Source organism: Arthrobacter sp. D1-29, from assembly GCF_054130585.1.
In genome coordinates this window covers 221571-248319 of the sequence record NZ_CP096383.1, presented here as the reverse complement: position 1 = coordinate 248319, position 26749 = coordinate 221571, and the positions used below count along the sequence as shown (strand labels likewise).

The window sequence follows — 26749 nt, the reverse complement described above, 5'->3', positions numbered from 1 at the left end:
CACTCCCCCGCTTGAGCGAAACGTCAAACAATTTTAGGTTCACCCCTGGAGCCAGGCAAGACAAGCCGCCCTTGCTATACCTAGAACTACTATGCTTGAATGCCTTGTACATCTAGGTATAGGAGGCGCCGTGCGCATCGATAAGGACCTCGTCGCAGCCTCAGCCACTCCCCTCGTGCTGGGGATCCTGTCCGACGGCGATCTGTATGGCTACGCCATCCTCAAACGGGTGGGCGAACTGTCCGGAGGCTCCATGCAGTGGACGGACGGCATGCTGTACCCGCTGCTGCACCGGCTGGAACGTCTCGGCTATGTGTCGTCGTCGTGGGGCGTGTCAGAGGCGGGGCGGCGGCGCAAGCACTACGCCATTACGCCGACGGGACGGGATGCCCTTGCTGACAGGCAGGAACAGTGGACTGTTGTTGCCGATGCGCTGCGGCATGTCTGGCGGACGGCGCAACGGCCGCCGGCGCCGGCTGCGGGGTTGGCGTGATGGAGCCGCACGCTGAGCTGGAGGCCAAGATTGACCGCTGGCGGGGATACGTCCAGCGGCGCCAGGCGATCTCTGCGGCCGACATCGAAGAGCTGGAGGACCATCTGCGTGAGCAGATTGCGGACCGGCAGGCAACCGGTCTTGACGATGAGGAGGCCTTCCTCGTCGCGATCAAGCGCCTGGGCAATCTCGACGCCGTCTCCCGCGAGTTCGCCCGGGAACACTCGGACCGGCTGTGGAAACAGCTTGCGCTGGTCCCTGAGGACTCAGACGGCGGAACGCCGCCATACCGTGAGCTGGCCGTGGTGCTCACGCTCGCCGTCGGCGCCGGGGTGGCGGTCAAGGCCGGGTTCACCTGGATGGACGACGGCGGCACGCTGGCACGCAATCTCGGCCTCCTCATTTTCCCTTTCCTTGCAGCGTACTTCGCGTGGAAGCGCCGCTTCTCCTGGGCGGTGGCAGTGGCGCTGCTTGTGCCGTTCGCCGCTCTTGCCGTGCTGCTCAACGCCTACCCGTTTACTTCCGGAGGCTCCACCGAGGTGCTTGCCGTCCTCCACGCCCCGGTAATTCTGTGGCTGCTTGCAGGAGTGGCGTACGCCGGCGGGAGGTGGCGGTCCGACAAACGGCGCATGGACTTTGTCCGGTTCACCGGCGAGCTGGCGATCTACTACACGCTCCTGGCCTTAGGCGGTGCTGTCCTGATCGCCCTCACGCTCGCCACACTCCAGGTGGTGGGCGTTGACTTCGAACCCGTACTGGAGGACTGGATCCTTCCGTTCGCGGTGCCCGGCGCACTGGTAGTGGCCACCTGGCTGGTTGAAGCCAAGCAGCAGGTGGTCGAAAATATCGCCCCCGTCCTCACCCGGGTCTTTACACCCCTGACGATCGCCATGCTGCTGGTTCTGCTGGCCGTGCTGCCCACGGCCGGTGGCCTGGTGAACGTGGACCGCAACTTGTTGATCCTCATGGACGCGATCCTGGTGCTGGTCCTGTGCCTGCTGCTCTACTCGATTTCGGCAAGGGACCCGCTGGCCCCCCCGGGACTGGCCGACGCACTGCAGCTCCTCCTGGTTGTCGCCGCCCTTGCAGTGGATGCTGTCATGCTGACGGCGATGCTGACCCGGATTGCCGAATTCGGCTTCAGCCCCAACAAAATCGCGGCGCTGGGCCTGAACCTCCTGCTGCTGGTGCACCTTGCCAGGGCCGCCTGGCTGACGCTGGGGTTCCTGCGCGGGCGGACCAGCTTCAGTGCGCTCGAGCGCTGGCAGACACAGTACTTGCCGGTCTACAGCGCCTGGGCGGCGGTGGTGGTGGTGGTTTTCCCGCTGGTGTTCGGCTTCGCCTGATCAGCAGGCCGGAACCGGCCCAGTCCACGTCGCTAGTAGGAGTAGCTTGCTAGTAGGAGTAGCTGCTTCCGCTTGATGCTGCCAGGACGATGATCAGCAGCCAGAAGCCACCATAGCCGAGCAAGCAGAGGTACCCCAGGACCAGGCCGGTGATGGACATACCCTTCCCTGAGGGTTCGCGCCGGAGCGCGAGGTGCCCCGTGATGATCGCTGCAAGCTGCGGAAGCAGGAACCAGCCGAAGATCACGGAGACCAGGCCGAGCACCATGCTGGTGATGCTCATGCCCTTGGGCTCCACCGGCATGCCGTAATAGGCCGGCTGCCCGTAGGGGCTGGGCGGTTGGCCGTAGGGGCTGGGCGCTTGGCCGTAAGGGTTGGCTGCCTGGGCATACGGGCCGGCCGCCTGGCCATAGGGGCTGTCCGCCGAGGCATAGGGGCTGTCCGCCGGGGCATAGGGTGCGCCATACTGCTCCGAGGGCTGACCGTACGGGTTGGAGGCCTGGCCATACTGGTACTGGTACTGCTGCTGCCCGTACTCATGCTGTCCGTACTGGCCCTGATCATAGGCAGGCGGAGCAGGTGTCCCCGAACCCTGCGGCGGCACAAACTGCGGCGGCTGGTAGCCCGCCGGCGAATCGCCTGAACCCTGCTCGCCGTATCCCTGTGAATCCGGCCGGTGAGTTGGCTGGTCAGTCATGGTTTTCCCCTCGAAGTCATTGCTTCCTAGCCTACCGTCGCCCCTATCCACGGCCTACCGTCCCCAGTAGGGCAGAACGTACACGGCGAAGGTGACAAAGGCCGCGAGAATCAGGAGCCCGGCCATGCCTCCCGTTCCATGGTGGTGGGCGTTCGACTTCGATTTCCTGCCTAGGCCTGTACGCCCGTCCGGGCCCGTATCTGGTGCCACCCCAGGGGCCGCACCTGGTGCAACGCCAGAAACAGCATGTCGTGGTCCGCGGCGTCCTCCCGTGCGCCCCCGCCGCAAAGGATCTGCTGCAGCTCCAGCCCCTGGCCCTGACCCTGTTGGAGCAGCAGCAGGCTCCCCTGTCCGCATGACCGCACCGGCGCGGGGAGGCTGCTGCCGTGCCAGCAGCTCACCCAGCTGGGCAGACAGCGCCACAACGGCCTGCTGGTCCAGTACAGCGGGGAGAGCCTGGATTGCCGCAACAACCCGGTCCGTTCCCGCAACAGCCACATCTGAGCTGGTAATACCGAAGACGTCCGGCTGCCGGGACATGCAGATCAGCGGACGGACATACCGCCTGTGCTGCGGCGCCATCACCGAAGCCACTGCGGCGCACTGTGCCAGCGCACCTTCTACCGACTGCGTCCTGGCGTAACGCCCCTGCCAGAGCACGCCTGAGGACACCCGGACTTCACCGGTCCAGTTCTTGGTGTCCACCACCACTACACCGCCTGGCCCCACCAGAACATGGTCCAGGATGGCCTCGGGTCTCCCCGGCCATTGGACATCATGCAACAGGTGCCAACCGCTGGAGACGAGCCCGCCAAGGCTCTCCGCCACGGCTTTCTCGCCCTCGGCGTCCACATTCCGCGCTTTCGTGGCACGCTCCGCCTGGTCCAGCTGGCGTTTCAGCCGTGCAACCCGCTCGGCAGCCAGCCTGGACTGTTCGGCTGCCCCGTCCCCTGCGCCCATGGCCGGTCCCCCTTATCCTGCCGATCGGGCGGTGGCTGCAGTGCCGCCGTCGCCCGTTGTGTCCGGTTTTTGCCGGAGTTTTTTCGAAAGTAACAGCGGCCGCAGCGGGCGGTATATAGGTACTTTCGGTGCCAGGTACTCAGGAGGAATACCTGCTTGATGACGTTCTTCCGTCACAGGGGCACCATTTTCGACGCTTCGTTTTGCCACCGGCCAGCGTCTGGCATGCTGGTGCCATGGCTAGCCGCGCGGGCACAGTTGCCCAACCCCATGACCTTGTTGACATCACTGCGCTCCTTGACGCGTACTACGACATCACGCCGGATCTCGCTGATCCGGGCCAGCGGGTGGCTTTTGGTACCTCAGGGCACCGCGGTTCCAGCTTGAAGGCATCGTTCAACGAAAAACACATCGTTGCGATCACGCAGGCCATCGTGGAATACCGCTCCGGGCAGGGCATCACCGGCCCGCTGTTCCTGGCCAAGGACACCCACGCACTCAGCGAACCGGCCCAAAACTCCGCCCTTGAGGTGCTCGCTGCCAATGGCGTCCAGGTGCTCATCGATGCCCGCCACGGCTACACGCCAACGCCTGCCCTGAGCCACGCCATCCTTACCTACAACAACAACAATCCCGCCGGGGCCCCGCAGGCAGACGGCATTGTGGTCACGCCCAGCCACAACCCGCCCGCCGACGGCGGCTTCAAGTACAACCCTCCGCACGGCGGCCCCGCAGACTCCGATGCCACCGGCTGGATCGCGAACCGCGCCAACGAACTGCTGGAGAACGGCCTGCGCGGCGTGAAGCGCATTCCGCTTGCAGATGCCCTCAACGCCGATACCACAGGCAAGTTCGATTTCCTCAGCAGTTACGTTGACGACCTCCCCTCAGTCCTGAACCTCAATGCGATCCGCGACGCCGGTGTCCGCATCGGGGCCGATCCCATGGGCGGCGCCGCTGTTGATTACTGGGGCGAGATCGGCGAGCGCCACCACCTGAACCTGACCGTTGTGAACCCCACCGTGGATCCGCAGTGGGCATTCATGACTCTGGACTGGGACGAAAAGATCCGGATGGACTGCTCGTCGCCGGCTGCCATGGCCTCCCTGATCAAGCGGATGTCCGACGCCGCATCGTCCGGCCAGCAGGCCTTCGACGTTGCAACCGGCAACGACGCCGACGCCGACCGGCACGGCATCGTTACACCAGACGGCGGGCTGATGAACCCCAACCACTACCTCGCCGTCGCCATTGATTACCTGTACCGGAACCGCAGCGGCTGGAACCCCGCCTCCGTGGTGGGGAAAACCCTGGTGTCCTCCTCTATCATTGACCGCGTGGCCGAGAACCTGGGCCGCAAACTGGTTGAAGTTCCTGTAGGTTTCAAGTGGTTTGTGCCTGGCCTGCTCTCTGGTGAAGGTGCATTCGGCGGTGAGGAATCAGCCGGCGCCTCCTTCAACAAGCTGGACGGCAGCGTCTGGACCACAGACAAGGACGGCATCCTGCTGGCTCTGCTGGCTTCGGAAATCACTGCCGTCACGGGCAAGTCGCCGTCGCAACTGTACAAGGGCCTGACTGACCAGTTCGGTTCCCCCGTCTATGCGCGGATTGATGCCGCAGCCACCCGGGAGCAGAAAGCGGCGCTGGGCAAGCTGTCGCCGTCGGACGTTACCGCCACCGAACTTGCCGGCGAAACGATCATGGCCAAGCTGACCAGGGCGCCTGGAAACGACGCCCCCATTGGCGGCCTTAAGGTGGTCACGGAGAACGCCTGGTTCGCGGCGCGCCCGTCCGGAACTGAGGACGTGTACAAGATCTACGCTGAGTCCTTCAAGGGCGAGGACCACCTCAAGCAGGTCCAGGCCGAGGCCAAAGCACTGGTGGACGGCGTGATCGCCTAGCCGGTTTCCGTCCCCCGCGCTTCTAACAACGATGCTCTATCACTTAGCGTCCTTTCCGGGGGACCAGAAGGACGCTAAGTGATAGAGCATCTGGGCTTTGGGCAGGATCAACCACCCGCCGCCTGGGTTAGACGGTGCGGACGACGTCCTGGTAGGAGAACTTGGGCTTGGCTTCGCCCCACGCGTCGTCGGCGGGCTGGCCGATGTTGACCACCAGGAAGCTCTTCTGGTCGCCGGCGGGGAAGAAGGCCTCGTCGATGGCACCGAAGTCGGCGCCGGTCATGGGTCCGGCTGCGAAGCCGAGCGAGCGGACGGCCAGGATGAAGTAGCCGGCCTGCAGGTGGGCGTTGTTGTTGCCCGTGGCGGCGGCGAGTTCGGGGTTTGCGTCGTACATGGCCTTGGGGGCGTTGTAGCCGGGCAGGAAGTTGTCCCACTGCTCAGCCCAGTCGGTGTCGTAGCTGAGGATGGCAACGAGCGGGGCGGACTCGGTCTTGGCCTTGTTCCCGGTGGCGAGGGCGTCAACGAGCTTGGCACGGGCTTCAGCGGAGCGGACGTAGGTCAGGCGCAGCGGCTGCGAGTTGAAGGCGGTAGGGCCATACTTGGTGAGTTCGTAGATGGCCTGCGCCTGCTCGTCAGTCACCTCTCCGGTGAAGGAGTTGGCGGTGCGGGCCTGACCGAAAATGGCGTCGATGGCGGCCGAATCGATAATCGCTTCTTCGTGGGCAATGGTCATTGGCTTACCTTTCGCTGCGCCGCCCGCCTGCCGGGGGTGGCCTCTTCGCTTTCCATAGTTGCAACTTCAACTACTCTCGCCCGCTTCCCGTGACGGTACGTGACCTTCGGCACAGCATGGCCGAGCTGTATTCTGGGTGCCACAGTTCCTCGCCCTCCGGGGCAACCCCCTGAAAGGCCTCCGCCCATGAGCATGCTCGGAACCAAATGGAAGCTGCACGGCACCGGCAAGTCGATCCGGCCCGGACACGTGGTCGCACCCGATGAAAGGCTGGCCTGGCCGCTGACCATCGGCGTCGGCATGCAGCATGTGGTTGCCATGTTCGGCGCCACCTTCCTGGTCCCCATCATCACCGGAATGCCGCCAGCCACCACCCTCTTCTTCTCGGGCATTGGCACCCTGCTGTTCCTGGTGATCACCCGCGGCCGGGTGCCCAGCTACCTTGGTTCCAGCTTCGCGTTCATCGCACCCATCATGGCGTCCCAACAGCAGTTCGGCGTACCGGGGGCGCTGGGCGGAGTGGTGCTGGCCGGCGTCGCCCTGGCCCTGATCGGGGCCATCGTGCAGAAATTCGGCGCCGGCTGGATCAACCGGCTCATGCCGCCCATCGTCACCGGCGCCATTGTGGCGCTGATCGGACTGAACCTGGCGCCGGCGGCCAAGATGAATTTCGACGCCGCGCCGGTCACCGCCGTGATCACGTTGGCCACCATCATCCTGGTCAGCGTGCTGTTTCGCGGGATCATCGGCCGGCTGAGCATCCTGGTGGGCGTCGTGGCGGGCTACCTCGTGGCCATGATGCGCGGTGAGGTGAACTACGCCAAGATGGATGCGGCAGCGTGGATAGGCCTGCCGCAGTTCCAGACTCCCGAGTTCCACATCGGTGTCCTTGGCCTCTTTGTGCCGGTGGTGCTGGTGCTGGTGGCCGAGAACATCGGGCATGTGAAGTCCGTGGCGGCCATGACGGGCCAGAACCTCGACGGCGTCTCCGGACGGGCGCTGATGGCCGACGGCGCCGCGACTGTCCTGGCGGGCATCGGCGGCGGCTCCGGTACCACCACATATGCGGAAAATATCGGCGTCATGGCAGCCACGAAGGTCTACTCCACGGCGGCATATTGGGTAGCGGGCATTTTCGCGATTGTGCTCAGCTTTTCGCCAAAGTTCGGGGAACTGATTGCCACGGTTCCGCCCGGGGTGCTCGGCGGGGCAGCCACCATGCTTTACGGCATGATCGGCATCCTGGGCGTGAAGATCTGGGTCCAGAACAAGGTGAACTTCTCCAATCCGGTCAACCTGACCACCGCCGCCGTCGCGCTGATTATCGGTATTGCGGACTACACCTGGACCATCGGCGACCTGAAGTTCACCGGCATCGCGCTGGGCTCGGCCGCCGCGCTAGTGATCTACCACGGCATGAAGGCAGTGGCGAAGGCCCGGGGCACCGTGGCCGAGCCTGAGACGGAGCAGGCGGGCCTCCCGCCCGCAGTGAAGGCGGCAGTCAACGCTGCGGCCAAGCGGGCTCCCAAAAAGCGCTAGAGCGGACCGCCACAGGACCGGCTTCAGGCGGCGGAGCCCCGGGAGAACTGGCCGGAAGCGCGGCCTACTCCGAAGACCGGACCCGCATGGGGACGCTTGGCTGCCAGTCCCTCCTCCGAACGTAGCTGCAAACGGCGGATTACCCAGGGCACCAGATACTCCCGGGCCCAAACGAGGTCCTCGGAACGGGCTTCCTTCCAGCTCCGCGCGGGGAGTTGCTTGGGCTCGAGCGGCTTCAGGCTATGGGGCACACCCAACGCATTGAGCACAGCGGCGGCTATGGTGTGATGCCCCAGCGGGGAGAAATGCAGCCGGTCGGGGTCCCACATTCCGGGGTCCGCCAACTCGCGGAGGGACCAGAGGTCAACGATCAGGGCGTCGTGGCGGGCGGCCACCGTATGCAGGTTTTCGTTGAAGATGGCCACCTTGCCCCGGACCTGGGCAAGGACGGGCGTGGCACCCCAGTCCGGGCCGGCAAACAGGACCACCGTGGCCCCTGTGGCGGTCAGCAGGCCCACATTCGCGTCCATCTTTTCGGCCAGCTTGTCAGGATCGCTGCGACGGAAGACGATGTCGTTGCCGCCTGCGGACAGTGTGATGAGGTCGGGTTTCAATGCCAGCGCAGGCCCAATTTGCCGGTCCAGTATCTGCTGCATCCGCAGACCCCGGATGGCAAGGTTGGCGTAGGCGAAGTCCGCCTGGCCCTCGCTCAGTTCCTCGGCAACGCGGTCCGCCCACCCCCTCAGTCCGCCCTCGCTGCCGGGTTCGGGATCCCCCACTCCTTCGGTGAAGGAATCACCGAGCGCCACGAAGCGATGCCAGGGGTGGGAACCCAACATTGGCTGGACGGCCGTTGGCTGGACGCCCTCTGAACGGGTGGCTTCTGGCTCGGTGGCACCTGGCCGGCTGGCCTCTGAAGAGGTGGCCGCCGACGTCGATTGTGTCCGGTCCGGATTTTGGCTGTTCATGATGGACTCCCTCTGCCGTACGGGGATTCGCCCGAGCGTGGGGATTCCGCCCCGATCAGGCTGCGGACATCGATGTTGTCCTGACCTGGTTGTTCCAGGTTTTGTTCCCCCGGATTTCGTCCCCCCAGGTCTCCTGCTCCTGTGTCCAACTGTGAACCGGACGCCAGGACGCTCAGGGCTGCCTCGCGCAGCCCCAGGTTGTTATGCCTTGCCATGGTCCTCAGATACTGGAAGGCACCTTCGTGGCTGAGCCCGTACTCCCCCATCAAGGCCCGCACCGCAAGGTCCATGAGAGCCAAAGACGTCTGCGCGACCGCCAATTCCGCGCTGGCTTCGGCCCTTTCCGCCACGCGGAGGACCACACGAAGGGCCCTGGCAACCTGCCGGGCGTAACTGCGGGTTCTCACAAGGTCTTCGCTGGTGAAGGCATGCGGCGACGGCGCGTAAAGATTGATGGCAGCAACGGACCCGGCCGCGGACACGATGGGCATGGACAGCAGCGAACGGACACCGTGGCTTGCTGCGGCGGCGGCATATCCGGGCCAGCGCCGCTCCTGGGCTACATCGGGGACATGGACGAACTCGCCGGTCCGCATGGCCAGCAGGACCGGTCCGTCGCCGAAGGACCACTGCTCCTGGTCCGCAGCCCGGGCCTTGGCGCTTCCCGCGGCTATGGTGTGCGCTTCCCCCCGCCGGAACAGCGTGGCTGCCCAGCTGATTCCCCGGGGGGCACCTTGAATGTCCTGCATGAACTCATGGGTCACATCGCTGAGGAAGTTTTCGACGTCGTTGCTTTCGAAAACTACGTCCTGGGGGGCGGGCAGCGGCTCCCGGCCTGCGCCCCCTGAGGTGTCCACGGCCATGGTTCACGCCTAGGTTCGAAACGCACCGGCCCACTGCAGAGCCTTTCTTTAGTTTACTTCGGGAGCTGGCCCGGTGGGCCGGAGCCGGCCTCATCATTCCCGGATGCCGAATTTCTGTTGAGCACCACCTCAAAGGCCTCAACCCTGCGTTCGGTCACAGTGGTGGGAGATTCCAGGTGCACCGCCCCGGACGGAAGGATCCCTGCGCCGCCAAACTCTTCCATGACCTTCCACTGGGCCACGACGTCTTCACCCGCATGGTCGCTGGGAAGGCTGGGCCAGAAGGTGAAACCTCCCGCCCGGTTCAGGGCGTTCCTGCGAAACATGGTGCAGCCACCGACCCACGCCACACGGTATGGCACCCATTGGCCGGCCTCAAGGGAGAGATCTGCGCTCACATGGCTGAGATTTGCCGCGTTGTGCAGTGGCCAGCGAAGAAATTCCGGGCCGTCCGGAGTGATTCTCTCCGCCGTCACGGGCCCGTCCCAGGTTTCGAATACCTCAGTTTGCTCGGGACGCCTGTCGTGCAGATAGGACAGACCTTGCGGCGCCATGCCCACAAACCCGCACTGGAGCTCATCCAAGGCGTTGCTGAGCTTCTCCAGGGAGCCTGGCTCCAGCCATACGTCATCATCCAGGAACAGGCATTTGTCCGCAGTGGACTGCTCCAGCAGGAATTGGCGCTGTTCAGCAAGCCCACGCCGGGGCAGGTGGCGCAGCAGGCTCACCCTGCGCCCCTGGGCCCCAAGGACCCGCACCATGGCCGCCGCGGCCGGATGTTCCCAGTCGGGGGTGGCGGTGGACTGATCGCTGACTACCACGGCGAACGCCGGTTCTGATTGGCCGGCCAGGCCTGCCAGGGTGACCGCCAGCTCGGCGGGACGGTCACAGGTGGGAATCAGGACGTCCAACGGGACCTCGTCCGGCGCTTGGACGCGCCGGCCCCACTGTTCAGAGGATATTCTGCTCACGATGTACCTCCGGACTTCACTGCATCCGTGGACCATAGACGGGATTCCCTTGAGAGTTACCCACCCGGCGACGTGATATGCCCTCCGGCCGTGCGAAAAGGCCCCCTAAAAACCCCTAAAAAGCCCCCTCCACGCTCGGCGCGGAAGGGGCCACTCAGGTTAGGGGATGCTGTGCAGTGTCCGGCGGTCAGCCGGCGCTGAAGCTCTCGTCATCGTCGTCGTTGGGCGACTTTTCCTGAGGGAGGTTATTGCCGCTCCCGTCAGGAAGGCCCGCCGCGTCCTGTCCAGGTTCGGAGGAAAACTGCGGCGATCCCTGGTCATCGGAATTTGACTCGTCGATCTCCGCGTCCACCGACGGGGCCACCGTGTCATCATCCATGAAACCTACGTCACCGGCATCACCGCCCTCAGACCGCCCGGCCGGTTCGAAGCCCGGATCACTGGAGTCGCTCTCTGCATGGAGCTGGTCGTCAATGCCACCGAAGCGGCCCGCACCGGGCTCACCGGCGCTGTCCTTGTCCTCCTCCTCAAAGTGGCTGAGGTTGGGTGCGTCGGTGGCGAACGTTTCCCCCGTGGGGCTGTCCTGGTTCAGGCCGGCGGCGTCAAAATCCTCTTCCTCGCGGGGCTGGGCGAACTGTTTGCCTCCGGCCCCGCCCATCTCCTGCTCCGCCGTCGGGGTCCCGTACCCGCCAACTTCCTCTTCGGCCGCGCTGTGCTGGTTGTCCTGACTCATGGTTCCTCCTGTTGGATGTGGATGAATCTGACGTGCAAAACTCCTACTGAACGCTCAAAGCCCCTTGCCCCCGGTGACGGGAAGGACGGCTCCTGAGATGTACGACCCCTGCTCGGACGCCAGCAGCACGTAAGCCGCGGCGAGTTCGGCGGGCTGGCCTGCCCTTTGGAGCGGGGTGTCCTGTCCAAAGCTGGGAAGCTTGTCCGGCCATTCGGTCGCAGGGATCAGCGGGGTCCAGATGGGACCGGGCGCAACGGCGTTGACCCTGACGCCCTTCGGGCCCAATTCCTGCGCCAGTGCTTTGGTGAAGGCCACCTGCGCCGCCTTGGTCATGGCGTAATCGATCAGCCCCGGTGAGGGGTTGAAGGCCTGGATGGAGGCAGTGGTGATGATAGAAGAGCCAGCCTTAAGGTGCGGAACCGCGGCCCTGGCAGTCCAGATCAGGGAGTACAGGTTGGTCCTGAACACCCTGTCGAACTCTTCGGTGGGCAGGGATTCAAAGCTTTCGCGGTTCTTTTGGTAGGCAGCGTTGAGCACCACAACGTCCAGGCGGCCGAACTCGGCAACCGTGTCCCGGACAATGCCGGTGCTGAATTCCTCTTCACGGCCATCCCCTGCCAGCAGGAGGGCCCGCCGCCCGGCCTTCCGGATCCAGTCAGCGGTGTCCTGGGCGTCTTCCTCTTCTTCAGGAAGGTAGGAAATCGCGACGTCGGCCCCCTCGCGGGCGAAGGCGATGGCCGCGGCCTTGCCGATTCCGGAGTCCCCGCCGGTGATCAGCGCAGCCTTGCCCAGGAGGGCGCCGTGCCCTTCGTAGCTGTGCTCACCGTGATCGGGTTTCGGATCCATGGGAGCTGTCAGGCCCGGCTGTTTTTGTTCCTGTTCCGGGAAGGGGCCGGAATGGTAGCCAGCACGGGGATCGGTGGGCGGGTCGGTCTGTTTCTGCGTATCGCTCATAGTCCACCTACTCACGTCGTCGGTTTTCGAAGGGCTCCTGCTGCGGCCGGCCCTTCGAAACTATCCCGTCCGGCGGCGCAAAGTCCACCAACCCGACGGATAATAAGTAAACTTACCAAACGTTGAAGTTGGCGCAACTTCGGCATAGCTTTGAAGCACCCGTCCCGGCGGGTACGAGGACAAGGCCGCAGGTCAGCGCCGGGGGCAGCGAGGAGCAGCAATGTCAGACGTGGAGGACTACACCGGGAGCACCGGACGCAACGAGACCCGGGAAGAACAGCTGGATCGCAACTGGGCCGAGCTCCTGCAGGAACTGAGGGTCCTGCAGACCGGCGTCCAGATCCTCGCCGGCTTCCTCCTGACGCTGCCCTTCCAGGACCGGTTCGACGAACTGGATGATTTCCAGGTTGTCCTGTATCTGGTCAACGTGGTGATCGCCACCCTCACCACGGCCTTTATCCTGCTTCCCGTCAGCGTCCACCGCCGGTTGTTCCGCCAGCGGCTCAAGGCAACCCTGGTATCGAGCGCAGACACGATCACCAAGATCGCCCTGGCGGGAGTGGGCACCCTGAGCGTCGGAACCGCAGCGCTCGTCTTTGACGTGGTAGCAGGCCGCCCTGCCGGACTGACCGCCGGCGGCCTGCTGCTGGCTGTCCTCCTGGTGCTGCTCGCCTACGTTCCGTTGCACCTGAATAAACGCGCCAAGGCTAGGTAACCGCCCTCATACCAAGCAGGAGGAATAGCTATGCGAAAGATCCTGGAATCCGTTTTTGCCGCGCTGGCGCTGTTTGCCCTGTCGCCACTGCTGGCCCTTGCCGCCCAAGCCGCTCCACAGGCCCCGGCAGCCATCAGTGAGCGGGCGGCAGTGCAGGCGGCCGCGGTGCAGACCGAGGGCGTCCACTCTGCCGATGTCCAGGCAGCCGCGGCTGCGGCCACCAATACCCCGCCTCCTCCGACGGATCCGGCGTCGACGGGTCCGGCCAACCCGGGAACGGGTGAAACCGGCGAGGCCGAGGCCACCCGGCTGGACTTCGCGCCGCTGGTGATTGGCGCGGTGGCGGTGATCACCCTGGTGGTGATTCTGATTTGGCGGCGCCGCCGCAACACCACCATTGTCTAAGGGGGCTGTTTACTGGCCCGGTTGACTCACTGCCAGCCGGCCGCTCCTATGCCCCTTCCAGGACTTGCGTGGTGGCCCAGGTCAGGTACTTTGCCGCATGGGCAATCGCATCCTGGGGGCTGGGGGCCACATCGAGCAGTTGCGCCGCGGCCACAACGCCATGCTGCGCCAGATCCTCAGGAGTCACCAGGATCCGCCCGGCCACCACAATCACGGGGATGCCCCGTTCGCGGGCCGCGTCGGCGAGCGCGATGGGCGCCTTGCCCGTGAGGGACTGCGTATCCATGGAACCTTCGCCGGTGATCACCAGGTCCGCGTCCGCCAGTTGCCCGGCCAGCCCCGTCAGGCCCGCCACCAAAGCGAAGCCACCTTCCAGCGTGGCACTGGTAAAGGCAAGGAACGACGCCGGGAAGCCGCCTGCTGCGCCTGCGCCCTGGATGTTGACGTCCCGGCCCGTCTCCTGCCGGAGGACGGAGGCCCAGTTGCGGAGGCCGGCGTCGAGCAGTTCAACTGCCTCCTCATCGGCGCCTTTCTGCGGACTGAAGACGTGGGCCGCTCCAGTCGGGCCATACAAGGGGTTCTGCACATCCACGGCAATCCGGAAGGAAACGGCCGACAGCCTGGGGTCCAGCCCTGACGTATCAAGGGCAACAACATCGGCCAGCGATCCCCCGCCCAGCGGAACAACGTTGCCCGCTGAATCCAGTGGCTTGAGGCCCAGCGCACGAAGGGCGCCGCTGCCGCCGTCGGTCATTGCTGAACCGCCGAGGCCCAGAACAATCTCCGTGGCACCCGCGTCCAGGGCGGCAGCGATCAGCTGCCCGCAGCCATAGCTGTGGGCACGGAGCGCGTTCACGGGAGTGGGGTCCATGTCGGCAAGGCCGGAGGCCTGGGCCGTCTCAATGACCGCGGTAGCGCCGCCGTCGGACAATTTATGGAAAGCCCAGGCGGCACCAACAGGTGCCAGGATTGGCCCCACCACAGCGTTCAGGCGTTCCTCGTACCCGGCGGACACCGCGGCCTCCAAAGTGCCTTCGCCGCCGTCTGCGATGGGGAACTGGTTGGCCACGGCATCCGGATAGACGCGCAGCGCGCCCTCGGCGATGGCAGCTGCTGCTTCAGCGGCAGTGAGCGAGCCCTTGAACTTGTCCGGAGCAATAAGAATGCGCATGCCCTCCATCATGCCAGTCTGCTAACTGGCAAGCGCTTGCCCGCCCGGCATTTGGACATCGGCATCCGAGCGCACGCGGCTACTTGAAGGGGGTCAGCCTTCCCGCCAGTCGTGTGCGGTGATGTGCGAGCCACCTTGCGGACCCATCTGCAGCATGCCCCCGTCCACAACCCAGGAGGCACCCGTCACATAGCTCGATTCAGGCGAAGCCAGGAAAGCGATGACTGCGGCCACCTCCCGGGCGTCACCCGGCCTGCCCAGGGGAACCCCCGGCCGGTCCTTCGACGTGGGATCCTCGTCCGTCTGGCCGGTCATGGGCGTGGCAATCTCCCCAGGCGCAACACTGTTGGCTGTGATGCCAAACTGCGCAAGCTCCAGCGCCATGGTCTTGATCAGTCCGCCCAGGCCGTGCTTGGAAGCGTCATAGGCCGAGGAGCCCACCCGGGGCTGGAATTCATGGACGCTGGTAACCGCCACAATGCGCCCGCCCCGGCCCGCCTTGACCATCCGGCGCGCGGCGGCCTGCATGCACACGAAAGCGCCATTGAGGTTCGTGTCCAGCGTGCCCATCCAGGTTTCCACGTCGAGGTCAAGGAATTTGGTCTGGTCGCCGGTGCCCGCGTTGTTGACGAAAACATCCACTCCGCCCAGCTCGTCAGCCAGGGAATCAATGACGGCCGCGGAACCGCGGATGTCAGTAGTGTCCAACTGCCGGACCGCAGCCTTCTGCCCGAGACTGCGGACTTCGTCGGCGGTTTCTTCAGCGCCGGCCTGGTCACTGTGCCACGTTATGCCGACATCCAGTCCGGCCTTGGCCAAGGCTACGGCGGTGGCCCTGCCGATGCCCGAATCAGATCCTGTGACGATTGCGGTCATCGGGGAAAAGCCGGTGGTGTCTTCCATTTCGGCAACCTTTCAATCCATCAAGCCGGGCGGCGCAGTCGGTATGGCGGTGACAGGAGGTCAATGTCTGTTGGCTCGTCGTCTTCCACCAGGCGAACCGGCGGGACGGCGAACGTCACCACAAGGCGGGCGTCATCCTCCTCGGTGGACCTGATGGTCAGGCTCCTGGTTCCAGGTGGCACAGAGGGTGTAAAAATCTGGAGATTGCGGGATCCGACCGTGACGGAGTCCCGCAATGAATATTCCGTGCCCTGGTGATCCTCAACAGCAATGTCCGGCGCCGGCCTTCCGTTCGCGGAGGCCACATGAATGTTGACCACCAGGCCGGTTGACCAGACTTCAACCGAGAGTACGGTGAACTCGGCGCTTTGCGTCAGATGGGACCCGAAGGTGGGGGGCAACAGCATCTGCCGAAGGGAGCCGATGGGGATTGGGTTACGCATTGTCATTCCCGAATATTAAATAAAGCTTCCAGTAGGAAAGCAGTGGCGGCCGGTGCCTGCCCGGCCGCCACCACTGAAGCGTCTAGGCGTCTTCCCGGCCAGGATTCTCGAGGCGGAAGAAATTGGAGTCCTGGCCGTCGCTGCGCTGCTCCTGATAAATGAAGTTCAACCCGCGGGCATCGAAAGTATCAAACCATTCGTCCCAGGAGATGTGGCGGAGATTTTTATCATCGCCGCCGAAGTCAATCCGCAGCACTCCCAGATGGTCTCCGTGTTCGGTCCCCTCCACTGTGGCCGGAACACCGTTGCGGGCCTCGGCCCACTGCCGGATGACCTCATGGTGGGTTGTGGCAAGGCTCCTGCCCTCCCGCTCCGGTTCATCGTCCGTTGATGTCACTTCCTGCGAATACTTCAGGGACTTGGACGACTCGGGTCCTTGCCGGATCTTGCCTCCTTCAGGACCTGCACCCAGGTCTTCTTCGGATTCCTGCACGTCAGGCTGGTCCTTGGTCCGGTTGCCTTTATCCTGTGCCACGGTACTGATCCTCTCTCCTGATAGGTCAGTTAGTAAGGGTACTTATTAAGTAGCCCGCGATCCTGGCGATGTGTCAAGAGCCGGATTGACGTGATTGAAGCAGCCTGCCGCAGCTAGGCAGGGCGACTAGCTGCGGGCCCGCAGCACGGCGAAATAGCCCGGTATCATGCTCGCGCCCGTCACCGCCGTCATGGGGTTGGTTTCTATAGTCACCGGGCCATCTTCCAGCAGCTCCCATAAATGGGAGGGCATGGCCCTGCTGCGTTCCTCAGGCCCGAAATGGCCGGGCATCGGCAGTTCCCGGATGGCACGCTCCAGCGGGGCGGGAATGGCACGGGAGGTGGCACCCAGGTGCGAGACATACTCCACCGGATTGCCCTGGAAGTTTGTTTCAGCCAGGAACACGGCGCCCCTGGTACCAACAATTTCCCGAAGGTTTTCCACCAGCGCTGCCTGATCAGAAGGGTCCAGCACGTGGAGGACGCCGCGGATGAAGACGTTCGCGTCGGTTGGCCCGGCCAGCCCTTTACCGGCCCCTGCCGCGGTCATGTCGCGTGCCAGGAAACTGACGTTGTCCAGCTCCGCCAACTCACTGGTGGCACGCGCCACTGCATGGGCGGAGACATCCACGCCAATGGCCTGCGGGAACAACGCTGCCAGGCCGCGGGTGAAGCTGCCGTGGCCACACCCAATGTCAACCACTGGCAGTCCGGGATCCAGGTGCCGTTGCAGTATGTCGCGGTAACCAAGCAGCTCGTGATCGCTCCCGGAGTCCCACAGGACCTCCCCGTGCGGCCCCGTCCTGGCAATTCCGGCCCAGTACCGGTCCCACGCCACGTGCCTGTCCTTGGGCGCGGAGCGGGACAGCCGGATGAGCGTGGGGATCATCAGGTACTTCTGCAGGGCAGAGCGCACGAGTTTCAGGGCGGAAGGCACCGTCCCAATATAAGTCCCGCGCCTCCCGTTGGCCTGCATCACCGGGTCCGATGTTTCGTCACGATCAGCCTCCGCTCAACGCATACAGGACCAGCAGCGCTGCATCCCCCTAGAATGTAGTCAATCAGGAGCGAAGGGGGCAGGGTGGGGGCTGGCACACCATTTGTCGCGACTGCATCTGTCACGACTGCGCAACGAACTGCCGTCGTGGCAGACCCCGACGCCGGGCGCCGGGACTTCATCGAGGCAACACTTCTGGCCGCAGGCTACACAGTCCGCGCGGCCGGCGATGCCGGCGCAGCCACCGCCGCCCTCGACGCAGGCGGCGCGTCAGTCCTCGTGGTGGACAGCTCCCTGTCCATGGTGGAGGCAGACGTTCCCGTCCTGGTACTGGTGGACCTGGACAACCCTGCGGAGGTCGCCGCCACCGAGCGGCCCGGCATCCGGGACTGCATCGCAAAGCCTCCTGCACCGCGTGAACTCGTCCACCGGACCACGGCGCTGATCAACCTTGTGGCGCGGCGGGCCGATGCACGGGCAGCGGCTGAGGCACTGCGCGAACAGCTGCGGCTGGTTTCGGCCGCCGTCCGCGGCACCAACGATCCGCAGGAGATCGCCGACTACGTGGTGGCGGGATTCGGCGGAACGTTCGCCGCCGACCGCGTCTGGCTGACCACGTTCGAAGACGACAGGGTGCCGCGAATTACCGCCCAGTGGAACAGGCCGGGGTTGAAACCCCTCCCGGCTGGCCTGCTGACGGATGAAGAATCGGCGCTCCGGACGGCGGATCTGCTCTGGTCACGAGCGGAGTCCCTGACTTTTGACGGGTGGGACCACCCTGATGCCGAAGCGCAGAGCCGGCTGCCGGGCTCCCTCCAGAAACTGAACGCCACGGCGTCGGTCCTGGTTCCCATGGGGGAAGGTGACTCGTCCCTGGGCCTCATCTGGATCGCGCTGATGGACAAGCCCCGGAGCTGGTCACGCGCCGAGCTCGGGCTGATTCAGCACGTTGCCGGAAACGCCGCGCACGGGCTGATCCAAAGCCACCTGATCAGCAGCCAGCAGCAAGTGGTCAAACAGCTTCAGCACCTGGACAAGGCCAAAACCGATTTTCTGGCCACGGTCAACCACGAACTGCGCACGCCGCTGACGTCGATCATGGCCTACCTGGACATGATCCAGGAGAGCACCGCCGATCCTGTATCCAGCGAGGTCCACCAAATGCTGGACATCGTGGTCCGGAACACCGAGCGGCTGAGGCTGCTCATCGAAGACATGTTGAGTGTGTCGCGGGACGGGCATACCGAAACTCCGCTTCATCTGACGCCCGTGAGGCTGGGGCGGACCCTGGACATCGTGGCCGGAGCCCTCAGGCCGCTGGCCAAGCTCCAAAACGTCACCATTGCGGTTGAACCTGTCCGGGAGGACCCGGAAATCATGGGGGATGAGGTCCAGCTGCAGCAGGTCTTCACCAACCTGGTCTCGAACGCCATCAAATTCACGCCAAGCGGCGGAAAAATCCAGGTGGGCAGCGTGGCAGACACTGCCCCTGACGGTACGCACTGGGCAACAGTGAGTGTGGCGGACACCGGAATTGGCATTTCCACCGATGAGCTCGCCCATGTTTTCACCAGGTTCTACCGGGCGTCCAACGCCATGGCCGGGGCTGTCCCGGGGACGGGGCTTGGGCTTGCCATCACCCAGGACATCGTGAACCGGCACGGCGGCAGAATTCATGTCGCTTCAGAACTCGGTGCAGGCACAACCGTCACTGTCAGCCTCCCCCTGGACGCCGGCGGGAACCACGCCAACTGATCCCGGAAGGAGGAAACCAGATGTTCGCTGGCAATGATCCCAGGCTCACCCAACTGCTGGACGGCATTGTCCGCCTTGCCTCCGGGGATCTCCAGTCACGCATCGAGGTCTCCCCCGCCCGGGACGAGCTCGATGCCATCATCATGGGCACCAACCTGCTGGCGGAGGACCTGCAGATCATCTATGAGGAACTTGAGCAGCGGGTCGAAGTCCGCACCCAACTGCTCCACGAAGCCCACCTGGAAATGCAGAAGATGGCCATGCAGGACCCCCTCACGGGCCTGGCCAACCGTTCGGCCCTCCTGGCAGCCCTGAAATCGGCGCAGGGCGAGGAGGCGTCGGAGGCTGAACCTCCGGTCATTCTGCTGCTAGACCTGGATGCCTTCAAGTCCATCAATGACACCCTTGGGCACACGGTGGGCGACCAGGTCCTGATCACCGTGGGAGAACGCATCCGGGATGCCGTACGCGTCACGGATGTCGTGGCCCGGCTGGGCGGAGACGAGTTCGCCATCGTGATGCCGGCAACAGACCCGGATCAGGCAACTCTTGTGGGGCACCGCGTCCTGGCAGCCTTGAACCGGCCCATCGAGTTGCCTGACCGGAGCATCCGCTGCGGGGCAAGCCTGGGGCTGAGCGTCGGCGGCAGGGGGCAGCGGCCGGAGGATATCCTCATGCAGGCCGATGTGGCCATGTACGCCTCCAAGGCCGAGGGACAGAACAGGCTCCACATCTTCGAACCGGGACTTCTGCTGGTCCGCCGGCTCCGCAGCCAACTGCTGGATGACCTCCGGGCCGCCATCAAGGGCGAGGGCCTGGTGCTCTACTACCAGCCGGTGGTGGAGCTTGCCACCGGACAGATCGAGGGAGTCGAAGCCCTGATCCGCTGGAACCATCCCACCCGTGGCCTCATCATGCCGGATGAATTTATCCCGCTCGCGGAAGAGGCGGGGCTGATCTCAGAGCTCGGCGTCTGGGTGCTGAAGGAAGCAGTGGGCCAGCTCGGGCGATGGATCTCCGACTCCGCAGTGGACAGCCGGTTCTCTGTCCGGATCAACATTTCCGCCAGCGATCTCCAAAGCCTTCAGTTCATCGAGGACGTCCGTGCCGTGCTCAAGGAGACTGGCGTCCGTCCCGAGCAGGTTGTCCTGGAGCTGACGGAAATGGCAATCGTGAAGGGAAATGACCTGGACCGCTATTCGCTGGGCGGTTTGCGTGGACTGGGCGTGGGCATCGAGATCGACGATTTCGGAACCGGCTATTCCTCGATCAGCTACCTCCGGAAGCTGCCGGTGGACCGGGTCAAGGTGGACCGCTCACTGATTGTGGGCCTGGGATCTGATCCCAGCCAGCCCGCCTTGGTGGCCGCCGTTCTCCAGCTGATCCGGGCCTGCGGCCTGGAGGCAGTCTGGGAAGGTGTGGAAACAGCCGAGCAGGCTGAGCATCTGCGGCGCCTCGGCTGCCTCAGCGCCCAGGGCTATTTCTTCAGCCGGCCGGTGCCGGCCGAGCAGATTCCGGCGTTGGTGGCCGCCGAATCCTCCGCAGGTAATACCAGGCCGTAATCCTGTAATTGCTGCGCTTTTCGCCGCGCCGATATACGATCAGCATGCGGTGTCCGGTTTCCACGCCAAAGGGAATCGGCTTAATCAAGAAGTAACGTATTCCGAAGGCATCTGAAATTGAACAATGAAGGGGCCAACGGGCCATTACTTCGTCAACTGGGGGCGTAGCTAATGTCGGTTCGGGTACAAGCGTGGGGAATCATTGCTGCGGTGCTGGCGGACTCCGATCCTGCCGGCGCAGCAACACGTCAGCGTCTCAGCAACCTGCTGGACGAAAACCCGGGAGTCCCCGAGAGGGCCCTCCTGGAACATCTTCTTGAATCCAGGCAGCAGGAGGCGCTCAAACAGGGCGGCTCCGACGCCGTCCGCACCCCCTTGCCGCTGGAGGGCATGCCGCCGCGGCTGGTTGAGCAGCTGGACACCCTGATGAGCCTGTCCCGGATCAGTTCATTGCTTGAGAACCAGATGCTGATGACCGCCTTCCAGCCCATCTACGGTTTGGCATCCCAGAGCGTGGTGGGTGTTGAAGCCCTCTCCAGGTTTGTCAGTGACGACGGCGCCAGCGCCGAGCTGTGGTTCGCGGAAGCCGCGGCAGTGGGGCTGGGAGCCAATCTGGAATTCTCGGCTCTGGGCTCGGCCGCCGCGGCAGCAGCCAAACTTCCCCCGCAGCTTTACGTGTCCCTGAACATCTCGCCGTCGTCCTGCATTGATCCCCGGCTGCCTGAATTGTTTGACCACATCGAGTTGCCCGTCAGCCGTATTGTCCTGGAATTGACCGATGGAATTCCGGACGAAGAATACCTGCATTTCATTTCCGCAATTACACCCCTGCGTGAACGCGGGCTGCGGATTGCCATCGACGATTCCCAGTCCGGCGCCGGCATCCTGAGCCGGATGCTGCACCTCCGTCCCGACTTCATCAAGCTGGGCAGGAACATTATTGGCGGAGTGGACAAGGACGCCTCGCACTACGCCTTGGCAGCCTGCATGGTGGACTTCGCAGAGCAGATCGGCTCGGTGCTGGTGGCCGAAGGCGTTGAAACCCCGGAGGAGCTCCGTATTCTGACCGAGCTCGGGATCAGCGCCGGCCAGGGTTACCTGCTGGGGCGCCCCTCCGTCCGGCCGAAGGACTGGGCGGCCTGGAACACGCCACTGGACCCGGACGGGCTGGCACAGCACGCCGCCAAGGCAAGCCACATGGCGGAAGGCTCCGGGGCGAAGGACAAGCGCTAACGAGCAGAGTCCTAGCTGGCGGGGTCGTAATGGAAAGCGCGCACCTCCTGGGCGCAACGGCAGGCGGCCGCCAGCTTCGCGGCCCACTCCAGGGCCGCATCGTAGGAGGGCAGTTCCAGCACTGCGTAGCCGCCGTCGAGCTGCGTTGTCTGTGGATAGGTGCCCTCGCGCACGGTCCCATCGCCCTCCACCATGACAGGCGGGATGCTCTCATCGATGCCACCGCCGAACACCCAGACACCGGCGTCCTTCGCCTCCTGAACCACCGCGCGCGACGCGTCCGAAGCGGCCTGCAGGTCTTCGTCCGGGAAGTCCATGGCAGCGCTCGGAAACGAGATCAGATACTTGGTCATCGCGTGGACTCCTTCTTCGCAGAACGGGGATGGCATTCATCCTCGCCAATACCACCGGGTCGCGCAAAGATTTCGGCCCGCGCAACGATATCGGCCGCACAAGGATCTCTTCCACGCAAAGATCGGGCTCAGGCCGTGCCTCTCACGGATTGGCTTGAGAGTGCACGGCATCGGGTGGGAAAGCCTACTCGTCGTGCCCCTGGTCCCCGCTCATCTGGTCCTCCGCAGGCGGCGTCTCCCCCGGCGGGACTCCGCCGCCGGGCTCCAGGCCTGTGACGTTACCCTCCAGCGGATCGGGATTGGCGGAATCAGCCGAGTCCTTTCCCGGCCCCCGCCCCTGCTGGCCTGCGCCCTGTTGTCCGGCTGCGCCGGGCGGATCAGGGTTGGCTGGATCGTTCTCCGGATGGTAGCTGCTCATGGTGCTGTTCCTTCCTGGGACGGGCTGCGGTTCCTTCCCCAGCTCTGGACTAATTGTAAGCATGCTGATAATTCTGGAAGGGTAACGCACGGCGGCCCCGCACATGGCCGGCCGGCTCACAATGTCCGGAAGGGAGCAGCCAGATGGGTATCGGCGACAGCATCGGCAAGGCAGCGGAAAATGCCATGGAGGACCTGGCGGGAACGTCCACGCCCACAGAAAACGCGAAGGTTCCGGAGCCCACGGACCCCAACAGCGACGTTGAAGTGCATTCGTCCATCAGCGAGGGCTCCAACGCCATGGAGGCGGAGAAGGAGAAGGCCCCGGGGTTGAAGGCAGGCTCTGCCACCGGGCCGGTTTCCAGCAACCCGACCACCCCAGCCGGCACCAACGCCACGGGCGCGGAAACGGGAGCTCCAGGCAGCCCAGCCGGAAGCGACTCCGGCATGAACGGCAATGCACCCGGAGGAACTAGCTCAGATGAGGACAGCGGCGTGACCACTGAGCCTCCCCGCGATGTGCCCGGGCCTGCAGGCCTCCCGGAAGGCGATCCGGATGCCCTGCGCGCGGATCCAAGCGAGGGCGACCAGGACCCGTCCACTGGTTTGGGGCGCGGCTGACCAGCTGAAATGTAGCAGAGGGGTAGGCCCGGACCGTCAGGTGCCGGGCCACTCGCCGCGCTCCTCCAGGACCTGTTTGAGCAGATCGGCACGGTCGGTCACGATGCCATCCACTCCGAGGGCGAGAAGCCGCCGCATTTCCTGGGGCTCGTTGACGGTCCACACATGCACCATGAGGCCCAGCTCATGCGCCCGCCGGACGTAGGCCTTGGTGACCACCCTGACCACTCCGTACCTGACCGGAACCTGCAGCGCGTGCACGTCGTGCAGGACACTGCCGAGCACCCGCCCCAGCCAACTGGTTGGCATGAGGGGTCCAAGTGCCACAAACAGCGCATTGGTGATGACCCCGGCGGAGGACGCCACGGGGCGGCTGAGGAGTTTCAGCACGGCCCGGCGCCGGCGGTCCGAAAAGCTGGCAACCAGGATGCGGTGGTGGGCCTGGTGGCGCTCGATTCCTGCGGCCAGGCTTCTGACCGATGCCCAGTCCTTGACGTCCACGTTGAGCCGGACCTCAGGGAAGGCCGTCACCAGCTCGTCAAACAGCGGCACCGCCTCCCGTCCGCCGATGCGGGCTGCCGCCACCTCAGCAGCCGTGAGTTCGGCGATCCTGCCGCTGCCGTCGGTTACCCGGTCCAGGCTGTCGTCATGGAAGACAAGCAGGACACCGTCTGCTGTGGTGTGCACGTCGGTTTCCAGGTACAGGTATCCGAGCTCGACGGCGGCGCGGAACGCGGCCATGGAGTTTTCCAGCCCCTCGCGTGAAAAACCGCGGTGGGCCATGGCCACCGGCCAGGAGCCCGCGGAACCGCGGGCGGCAGTAAAAAACGGCTCAGTCACGTTGGAAGCGTACCCGAGCCGCGGGCCCCTATTCCTCCTGCAATGCCACCTCGACACCGTCGCTGCAGTGGACCAGGACGCGTCCGCCCCCGCCGTCGAGCTCCACCCAGAGCGCTGTGTGGTCCCACGTGATGGCGTCCACCTGGCCCAGGGTGACAAAAGCAGGCGTGAGCCGGACGCTGACGCGGTCCCCCTGCTTCAGTTTCTTCCAGTGCGCGGCCGGTTCAGCAGGGCGCAGCGTTGCCTCGGCCACATGTTGACTGACTTTCCTTGCCATGATTTCCCCTCAAGCCACGGAGCGCTTTGTCCACGGCCTACGTTAGGGAGCAAAGATGAACGGCCGGTGAGCGTTAGCTGTGAAATCGGGCGGCGAAAACCCAACTTTTTGGAGTCAGGAAAGCTTGACGCCCAGGGCCGCGAGCCTGGCTTCGAGAACCTGGGCCACGCCGTCGTCGTCGAAATGGGGCGCCTGCTGGCCGGCGGCGCGGATGGCTTCCGGATGACCACTGGCCATGGCATAGCCGTGGCCGGCCCACCGCAGCATTTCAATGTCATTGGGCATGTCACCGAAGGCCACAACGTCCGCGGCGTCGATGCCAAGCGACGCCGCGTATTCGGCCAGCGTCACGGCTTTGTTGACGCCGGGAAGCGATAGTTCCAGCATCGAGGCCCCGGGCGAGGAGTGTGTGGCCGCCGCAAGATGGGCCACCGCCGGGGCCACCTCGGCCAGGAATTCATCCGGCGTGCCCTCATGCACGATCGCCAGGAATTTGACCACTTCAGAATCCTGGGCGAGCGTTTCGGCCAGCGGCGCAGGTGTGAATTCGGAGAGGAGTTCACTGGAGGCATTTTGAATGAAGCCTGGCTCAAGGTGAAACCCCGTGAGGGTTTCGGCGGCGAACAACGCAGTGGGGCGCAGGTCCTTGATGATCCGCCGGACCTCCATCACGGACTCGATGCCCAGCGTCCGCGCGGACACCAGCTGGTCCGCCTCAAGGTCCCAGACCACGGCACCGTTGGAACAGATCACGGTGCCCGTGTGGCCCAGCTGCTCTTCCAGCGGGTGCAGCCAGCGCGGCGGGCGGCCGGTGACAAAAACGAGTTCGACGCCGGCGTTTCGGCAGGCGTGGAAGGCGCGGACGGTGCGGTCACTGATTTTTCCGTCGTGCCCAAGGATCGTTCCGTCAATGTCACTTGCTACCAGCCGCATCCTGCCAGTCTACGTGGGTGGCGGCGCCGGGATTTCCGCCTTGCCTGGTTCCCCGGGCGGCTTCCATATGTAGCCCCGAGACGTTTTTTGACGCCCTGCTACCCCGTGTTGAGCTTTCACGACGCCCGGTTAACGCAGGCGACAGGCCCGTTGTGGCACCGCAGGGGCGCTCCGTAGTCTCATCTCCACTGACCGCCCCAGCAAAGGAAATCCGGTGTCAACACCACAAGACAAGAACCCCCGCAGCCAGGCCCCGCAGGAACAGCAAGGATCCACCCGCATCGTGGCGGGCCAGTCCACCGCCCCCAAACGCCCCCTCGGCCTCAAGATCGGCGTCCTGGCCGGCATCCTCGCCCTGGTGGGCGGCGGCGTGGCCGTCGCCTCCGCCGTCGCCGGCAACAATGGCGCCCCGGCCGGACAGGCCGCCGTCTCGGGAGATCCCGCCGCGTCCGGAAACCCTGCCGCTGAGCTGCGGCTGGGCTACTTCGGAAATGTCACCCATGCGCCTGCCCTGGTGGGCCTCAGCAAGGGCTTAATCGCGGGGGAACTGGGCGGCACGAAGCTCAGCACCCAGGTATTCAATGCCGGTCCTGCAGCGATCGAAGCCCTGAACGCCGGCGCCATCGACGCCACGTACATCGGGCCCAACCCCGCCATCAATTCCTTCGTCAAAAGCCAGGGACAATCCATCAGCATCGTTGCCGGCGCTGCTGCCGGCGGCGCCCAGCTGGTGGTGCGGCCTGAAATCACCTCGGCGGCGGACCTCAAGGGCAAAACCCTGGCGTCCCCCCAGCTGGGTGGCACCCAGGACGTGGCGCTGCGGGCCTGGCTCGGGACGCAGGGCTATCAGACCAACGTGGACGGCAGCGGCGACGTGGCCATCAACCCCACCGAAAACGCCCAGACCCTGAAGCTGTTCCAGGATGGAAAGCTCGACGGCGCGTGGCTGCCTGAACCGTGGGCGTCCCGTCTGGTGCTCCAGGCAGGAGCCAAGGTCCTGGTGGACGAAAAGGACCTGTGGGACGGCTCCCTCTCCGGCAAGGCCGGCGAATTCCCCACCACCATCCTGATCGTTAACAAAACGTTCGCCGCGGAACACCCGGACACCGTCAAGGCACTGATCAAGGGCCACGCCAGGTCCGTGGAGTGGCTGAACAATGCCCCGGCCGACGAAAAGGCCAGCACCATCAATGCCGCGCTCAAGGACGCAGCAGGCGCCGAGCTCAAGCCTGACGTGATCGAACGGTCCCTGAATAACATTGTGTTCACCGTTGATCCGCTGGCCGGAACCTACAAGAAGCTGCTGCAGGACGGCGTGGACGCCGGCACCACCAAGCAGGCCGACATCAACGGCATCTTCAACCTCACGGCCCTCAACGAGGTGACGGGAGCGGAGGCTTCCGCGGCCGGGTTGGGGACGGAGTAGCGGCCG

The 26749-nt window shown here is 64.8% G+C and carries 29 protein-coding genes; 11 read left to right on the top strand and 18 right to left on the bottom strand.

Translation table 11 applies throughout. The annotated features are described in order from the left end of the window. Nucleotides 1-130: 130 nt before the first annotated feature. On the top strand, nucleotides 131-493 hold the full coding sequence (locus tag M1E17_RS01175) for a PadR family transcriptional regulator (RefSeq protein ID WP_457964859.1): 363 nt from the start codon (nucleotides 131-133) through the stop codon (nucleotides 491-493). Next, nucleotides 493-1839 (top strand): permease prefix domain 1-containing protein, encoded by a 1347-nt coding sequence (locus tag M1E17_RS01170; protein WP_457964858.1) that lies wholly within the window; start codon nucleotides 493-495, stop codon nucleotides 1837-1839. The genes M1E17_RS01175 and M1E17_RS01170 overlap by 1 nt, the downstream gene beginning before the upstream one ends. Before the next feature lie 49 nt (nucleotides 1840-1888). Here M1E17_RS01170 and M1E17_RS01165 read toward each other — a convergent pair whose 3' ends face one another. Next, nucleotides 1889-2536, bottom strand: coding sequence for a DUF4190 domain-containing protein (locus M1E17_RS01165; RefSeq protein ID WP_457964856.1), 648 nt, complete (start codon nucleotides 2534-2536; stop codon nucleotides 1889-1891). A gap of 54 nt (nucleotides 2537-2590) precedes the next feature. After that, nucleotides 2591-3496 carry a nuclease-related domain-containing protein gene (locus M1E17_RS01160; RefSeq protein WP_457964855.1) on the bottom strand — a complete coding sequence of 302 codons (906 nt, stop codon included), beginning with the start codon at nucleotides 3494-3496 and terminating at the stop codon, nucleotides 2591-2593. A gap of 236 nt (nucleotides 3497-3732) precedes the next feature. On the opposite strand from M1E17_RS01160, the gene pgm reads away from it, so the two are divergent. Then, on the top strand, nucleotides 3733-5397 hold the full coding sequence (gene pgm / locus M1E17_RS01155; RefSeq protein ID WP_457964854.1) for a phosphoglucomutase (alpha-D-glucose-1,6-bisphosphate-dependent): 1665 nt from the start codon (nucleotides 3733-3735) through the stop codon (nucleotides 5395-5397). A 127-nt stretch (nucleotides 5398-5524) separates the two neighbouring features. Here the strand turns inward: pgm and M1E17_RS01150 are convergent, their stop codons facing one another. Beyond that, nucleotides 5525-6130, bottom strand: a complete 606-nt coding sequence (locus tag M1E17_RS01150) for a malonic semialdehyde reductase (RefSeq protein ID WP_457964852.1) — start codon at nucleotides 6128-6130, stop codon at nucleotides 5525-5527. A 186-nt stretch (nucleotides 6131-6316) separates the two neighbouring features. On the opposite strand from M1E17_RS01150, the gene M1E17_RS01145 reads away from it, so the two are divergent. Then, nucleotides 6317-7669: a uracil-xanthine permease family protein gene (locus M1E17_RS01145; protein ID WP_457964850.1), complete on the top strand. Its 1353-nt coding sequence runs from the start codon at nucleotides 6317-6319 to the stop codon at nucleotides 7667-7669. 23 nt (nucleotides 7670-7692) lie between these two features. Here M1E17_RS01145 and M1E17_RS01140 read toward each other — a convergent pair whose 3' ends face one another. The 5 genes from M1E17_RS01140 to M1E17_RS01120 form a co-directional block, all read right to left on the bottom strand. Continuing rightward, entirely contained in the window at nucleotides 7693-8508 is an 816-nt protein-coding gene (locus M1E17_RS01140; protein WP_457967928.1) for an SGNH/GDSL hydrolase family protein, read from the bottom strand. A 125-nt stretch (nucleotides 8509-8633) separates the two neighbouring features. Beyond that, complete coding sequence (locus M1E17_RS01135) at nucleotides 8634-9500, bottom strand: GAF domain-containing protein (RefSeq protein WP_457964849.1); 867 nt, start codon at nucleotides 9498-9500, stop codon at nucleotides 8634-8636. 53 nt (nucleotides 9501-9553) lie between these two features. After that, nucleotides 9554-10471 carry a glycosyltransferase family 2 protein gene (locus tag M1E17_RS01130; protein WP_457964847.1) on the bottom strand — a complete coding sequence of 306 codons (918 nt, stop codon included), beginning with the start codon at nucleotides 10469-10471 and terminating at the stop codon, nucleotides 9554-9556. Between the two features lie 187 nt (nucleotides 10472-10658). Beyond that, complete coding sequence (locus M1E17_RS01125; RefSeq protein WP_457964846.1) at nucleotides 10659-11204, bottom strand: hypothetical protein; 546 nt, start codon at nucleotides 11202-11204, stop codon at nucleotides 10659-10661. A gap of 54 nt (nucleotides 11205-11258) precedes the next feature. Further along, nucleotides 11259-12158 carry an SDR family oxidoreductase gene (locus M1E17_RS01120; RefSeq protein WP_457964845.1) on the bottom strand — a complete coding sequence of 300 codons (900 nt, stop codon included), beginning with the start codon at nucleotides 12156-12158 and terminating at the stop codon, nucleotides 11259-11261. Nucleotides 12159-12378: 220 nt separating this feature from the next. Between M1E17_RS01120 and M1E17_RS01115 the strand changes: the two genes are divergently transcribed. Then, on the top strand, nucleotides 12379-12873 hold the full coding sequence (locus tag M1E17_RS01115) for a DUF6328 family protein (RefSeq protein ID WP_457964844.1): 495 nt from the start codon (nucleotides 12379-12381) through the stop codon (nucleotides 12871-12873). Nucleotides 12874-12903: 30 nt separating this feature from the next. Next, nucleotides 12904-13278 (top strand): LuxR family transcriptional regulator, encoded by a 375-nt coding sequence (locus M1E17_RS01110; RefSeq protein WP_457964843.1) that lies wholly within the window; start codon nucleotides 12904-12906, stop codon nucleotides 13276-13278. A gap of 46 nt (nucleotides 13279-13324) precedes the next feature. Here M1E17_RS01110 and M1E17_RS01105 read toward each other — a convergent pair whose 3' ends face one another. From M1E17_RS01105 to M1E17_RS01085, 5 genes are all read right to left on the bottom strand, one after another. Further along, the gene (locus tag M1E17_RS01105) at nucleotides 13325-14449 is read right to left on the bottom strand and encodes a glycerate kinase (protein WP_457964842.1); all 1125 of its coding nucleotides are present in this window, start codon (nucleotides 14447-14449) and stop codon (nucleotides 13325-13327) included. A gap of 93 nt (nucleotides 14450-14542) precedes the next feature. After that, nucleotides 14543-15352, bottom strand: a complete 810-nt coding sequence (locus M1E17_RS01100) for an SDR family oxidoreductase (protein WP_457964841.1) — start codon at nucleotides 15350-15352, stop codon at nucleotides 14543-14545. Between the two features lie 20 nt (nucleotides 15353-15372). Next, nucleotides 15373-15801, bottom strand: a complete 429-nt coding sequence (locus M1E17_RS01095; RefSeq protein ID WP_457964840.1) for a hypothetical protein — start codon at nucleotides 15799-15801, stop codon at nucleotides 15373-15375. Nucleotides 15802-15877: 76 nt separating this feature from the next. After that, entirely contained in the window at nucleotides 15878-16330 is a 453-nt protein-coding gene (locus tag M1E17_RS01090) for a Rho termination factor N-terminal domain-containing protein (RefSeq protein WP_457964839.1), read from the bottom strand. A 126-nt stretch (nucleotides 16331-16456) separates the two neighbouring features. Beyond that, nucleotides 16457-17218: a class I SAM-dependent methyltransferase gene (locus M1E17_RS01085; RefSeq protein WP_457967926.1), complete on the bottom strand. Its 762-nt coding sequence runs from the start codon at nucleotides 17216-17218 to the stop codon at nucleotides 16457-16459. 255 nt (nucleotides 17219-17473) lie between these two features. On the opposite strand from M1E17_RS01085, the gene M1E17_RS01080 reads away from it, so the two are divergent. The 3 genes from M1E17_RS01080 (at nucleotide 17474) to M1E17_RS01070 (ending at nucleotide 21876) form a co-directional block, all read left to right on the top strand. Then, a complete protein-coding gene (locus M1E17_RS01080) occupies nucleotides 17474-19081 on the top strand; it encodes a sensor histidine kinase (RefSeq protein WP_457964838.1) in 1608 nt (535 codons plus the stop codon). 20 nt (nucleotides 19082-19101) lie between these two features. Continuing rightward, a complete protein-coding gene (locus M1E17_RS01075; protein WP_457964837.1) occupies nucleotides 19102-20643 on the top strand; it encodes a putative bifunctional diguanylate cyclase/phosphodiesterase in 1542 nt (513 codons plus the stop codon). Between the two features lie 171 nt (nucleotides 20644-20814). Beyond that, nucleotides 20815-21876 carry an EAL domain-containing protein gene (locus M1E17_RS01070; RefSeq protein ID WP_457964836.1) on the top strand — a complete coding sequence of 354 codons (1062 nt, stop codon included), beginning with the start codon at nucleotides 20815-20817 and terminating at the stop codon, nucleotides 21874-21876. Nucleotides 21877-21887: 11 nt separating this feature from the next. On the opposite strand, the gene M1E17_RS01065 is transcribed toward M1E17_RS01070, so the two are convergent. After that, entirely contained in the window at nucleotides 21888-22229 is a 342-nt protein-coding gene (locus M1E17_RS01065; RefSeq protein ID WP_457964835.1) for a YciI family protein, read from the bottom strand. A 184-nt stretch (nucleotides 22230-22413) separates the two neighbouring features. Then, the gene (locus M1E17_RS01060) at nucleotides 22414-22647 is read right to left on the bottom strand and encodes a DUF6480 family protein (RefSeq protein ID WP_457964834.1); all 234 of its coding nucleotides are present in this window, start codon (nucleotides 22645-22647) and stop codon (nucleotides 22414-22416) included. A 143-nt stretch (nucleotides 22648-22790) separates the two neighbouring features. On the opposite strand from M1E17_RS01060, the gene M1E17_RS01055 reads away from it, so the two are divergent. Beyond that, a complete protein-coding gene (locus tag M1E17_RS01055; RefSeq protein WP_457964833.1) occupies nucleotides 22791-23267 on the top strand; it encodes a hypothetical protein in 477 nt (158 codons plus the stop codon). Between the two features lie 36 nt (nucleotides 23268-23303). On the opposite strand, the gene M1E17_RS01050 is transcribed toward M1E17_RS01055, so the two are convergent. The 3 genes from M1E17_RS01050 to M1E17_RS01040 form a co-directional block, all read right to left on the bottom strand. After that, on the bottom strand, nucleotides 23304-24107 hold the full coding sequence (locus M1E17_RS01050; protein WP_457964831.1) for a glycerophosphodiester phosphodiesterase: 804 nt from the start codon (nucleotides 24105-24107) through the stop codon (nucleotides 23304-23306). A 28-nt stretch (nucleotides 24108-24135) separates the two neighbouring features. Next, entirely contained in the window at nucleotides 24136-24384 is a 249-nt protein-coding gene (locus M1E17_RS01045; RefSeq protein ID WP_457964830.1) for a hypothetical protein, read from the bottom strand. Nucleotides 24385-24498: 114 nt separating this feature from the next. Continuing rightward, nucleotides 24499-25317 carry an HAD family hydrolase gene (locus tag M1E17_RS01040; RefSeq protein WP_457964829.1) on the bottom strand — a complete coding sequence of 273 codons (819 nt, stop codon included), beginning with the start codon at nucleotides 25315-25317 and terminating at the stop codon, nucleotides 24499-24501. 214 nt (nucleotides 25318-25531) lie between these two features. Between M1E17_RS01040 and M1E17_RS01035 the strand changes: the two genes are divergently transcribed. Beyond that, complete coding sequence (locus tag M1E17_RS01035) at nucleotides 25532-26743, top strand: ABC transporter substrate-binding protein (protein ID WP_457964827.1); 1212 nt, start codon at nucleotides 25532-25534, stop codon at nucleotides 26741-26743. The last annotated feature ends 6 nt before the right edge of the window (nucleotides 26744-26749 follow it).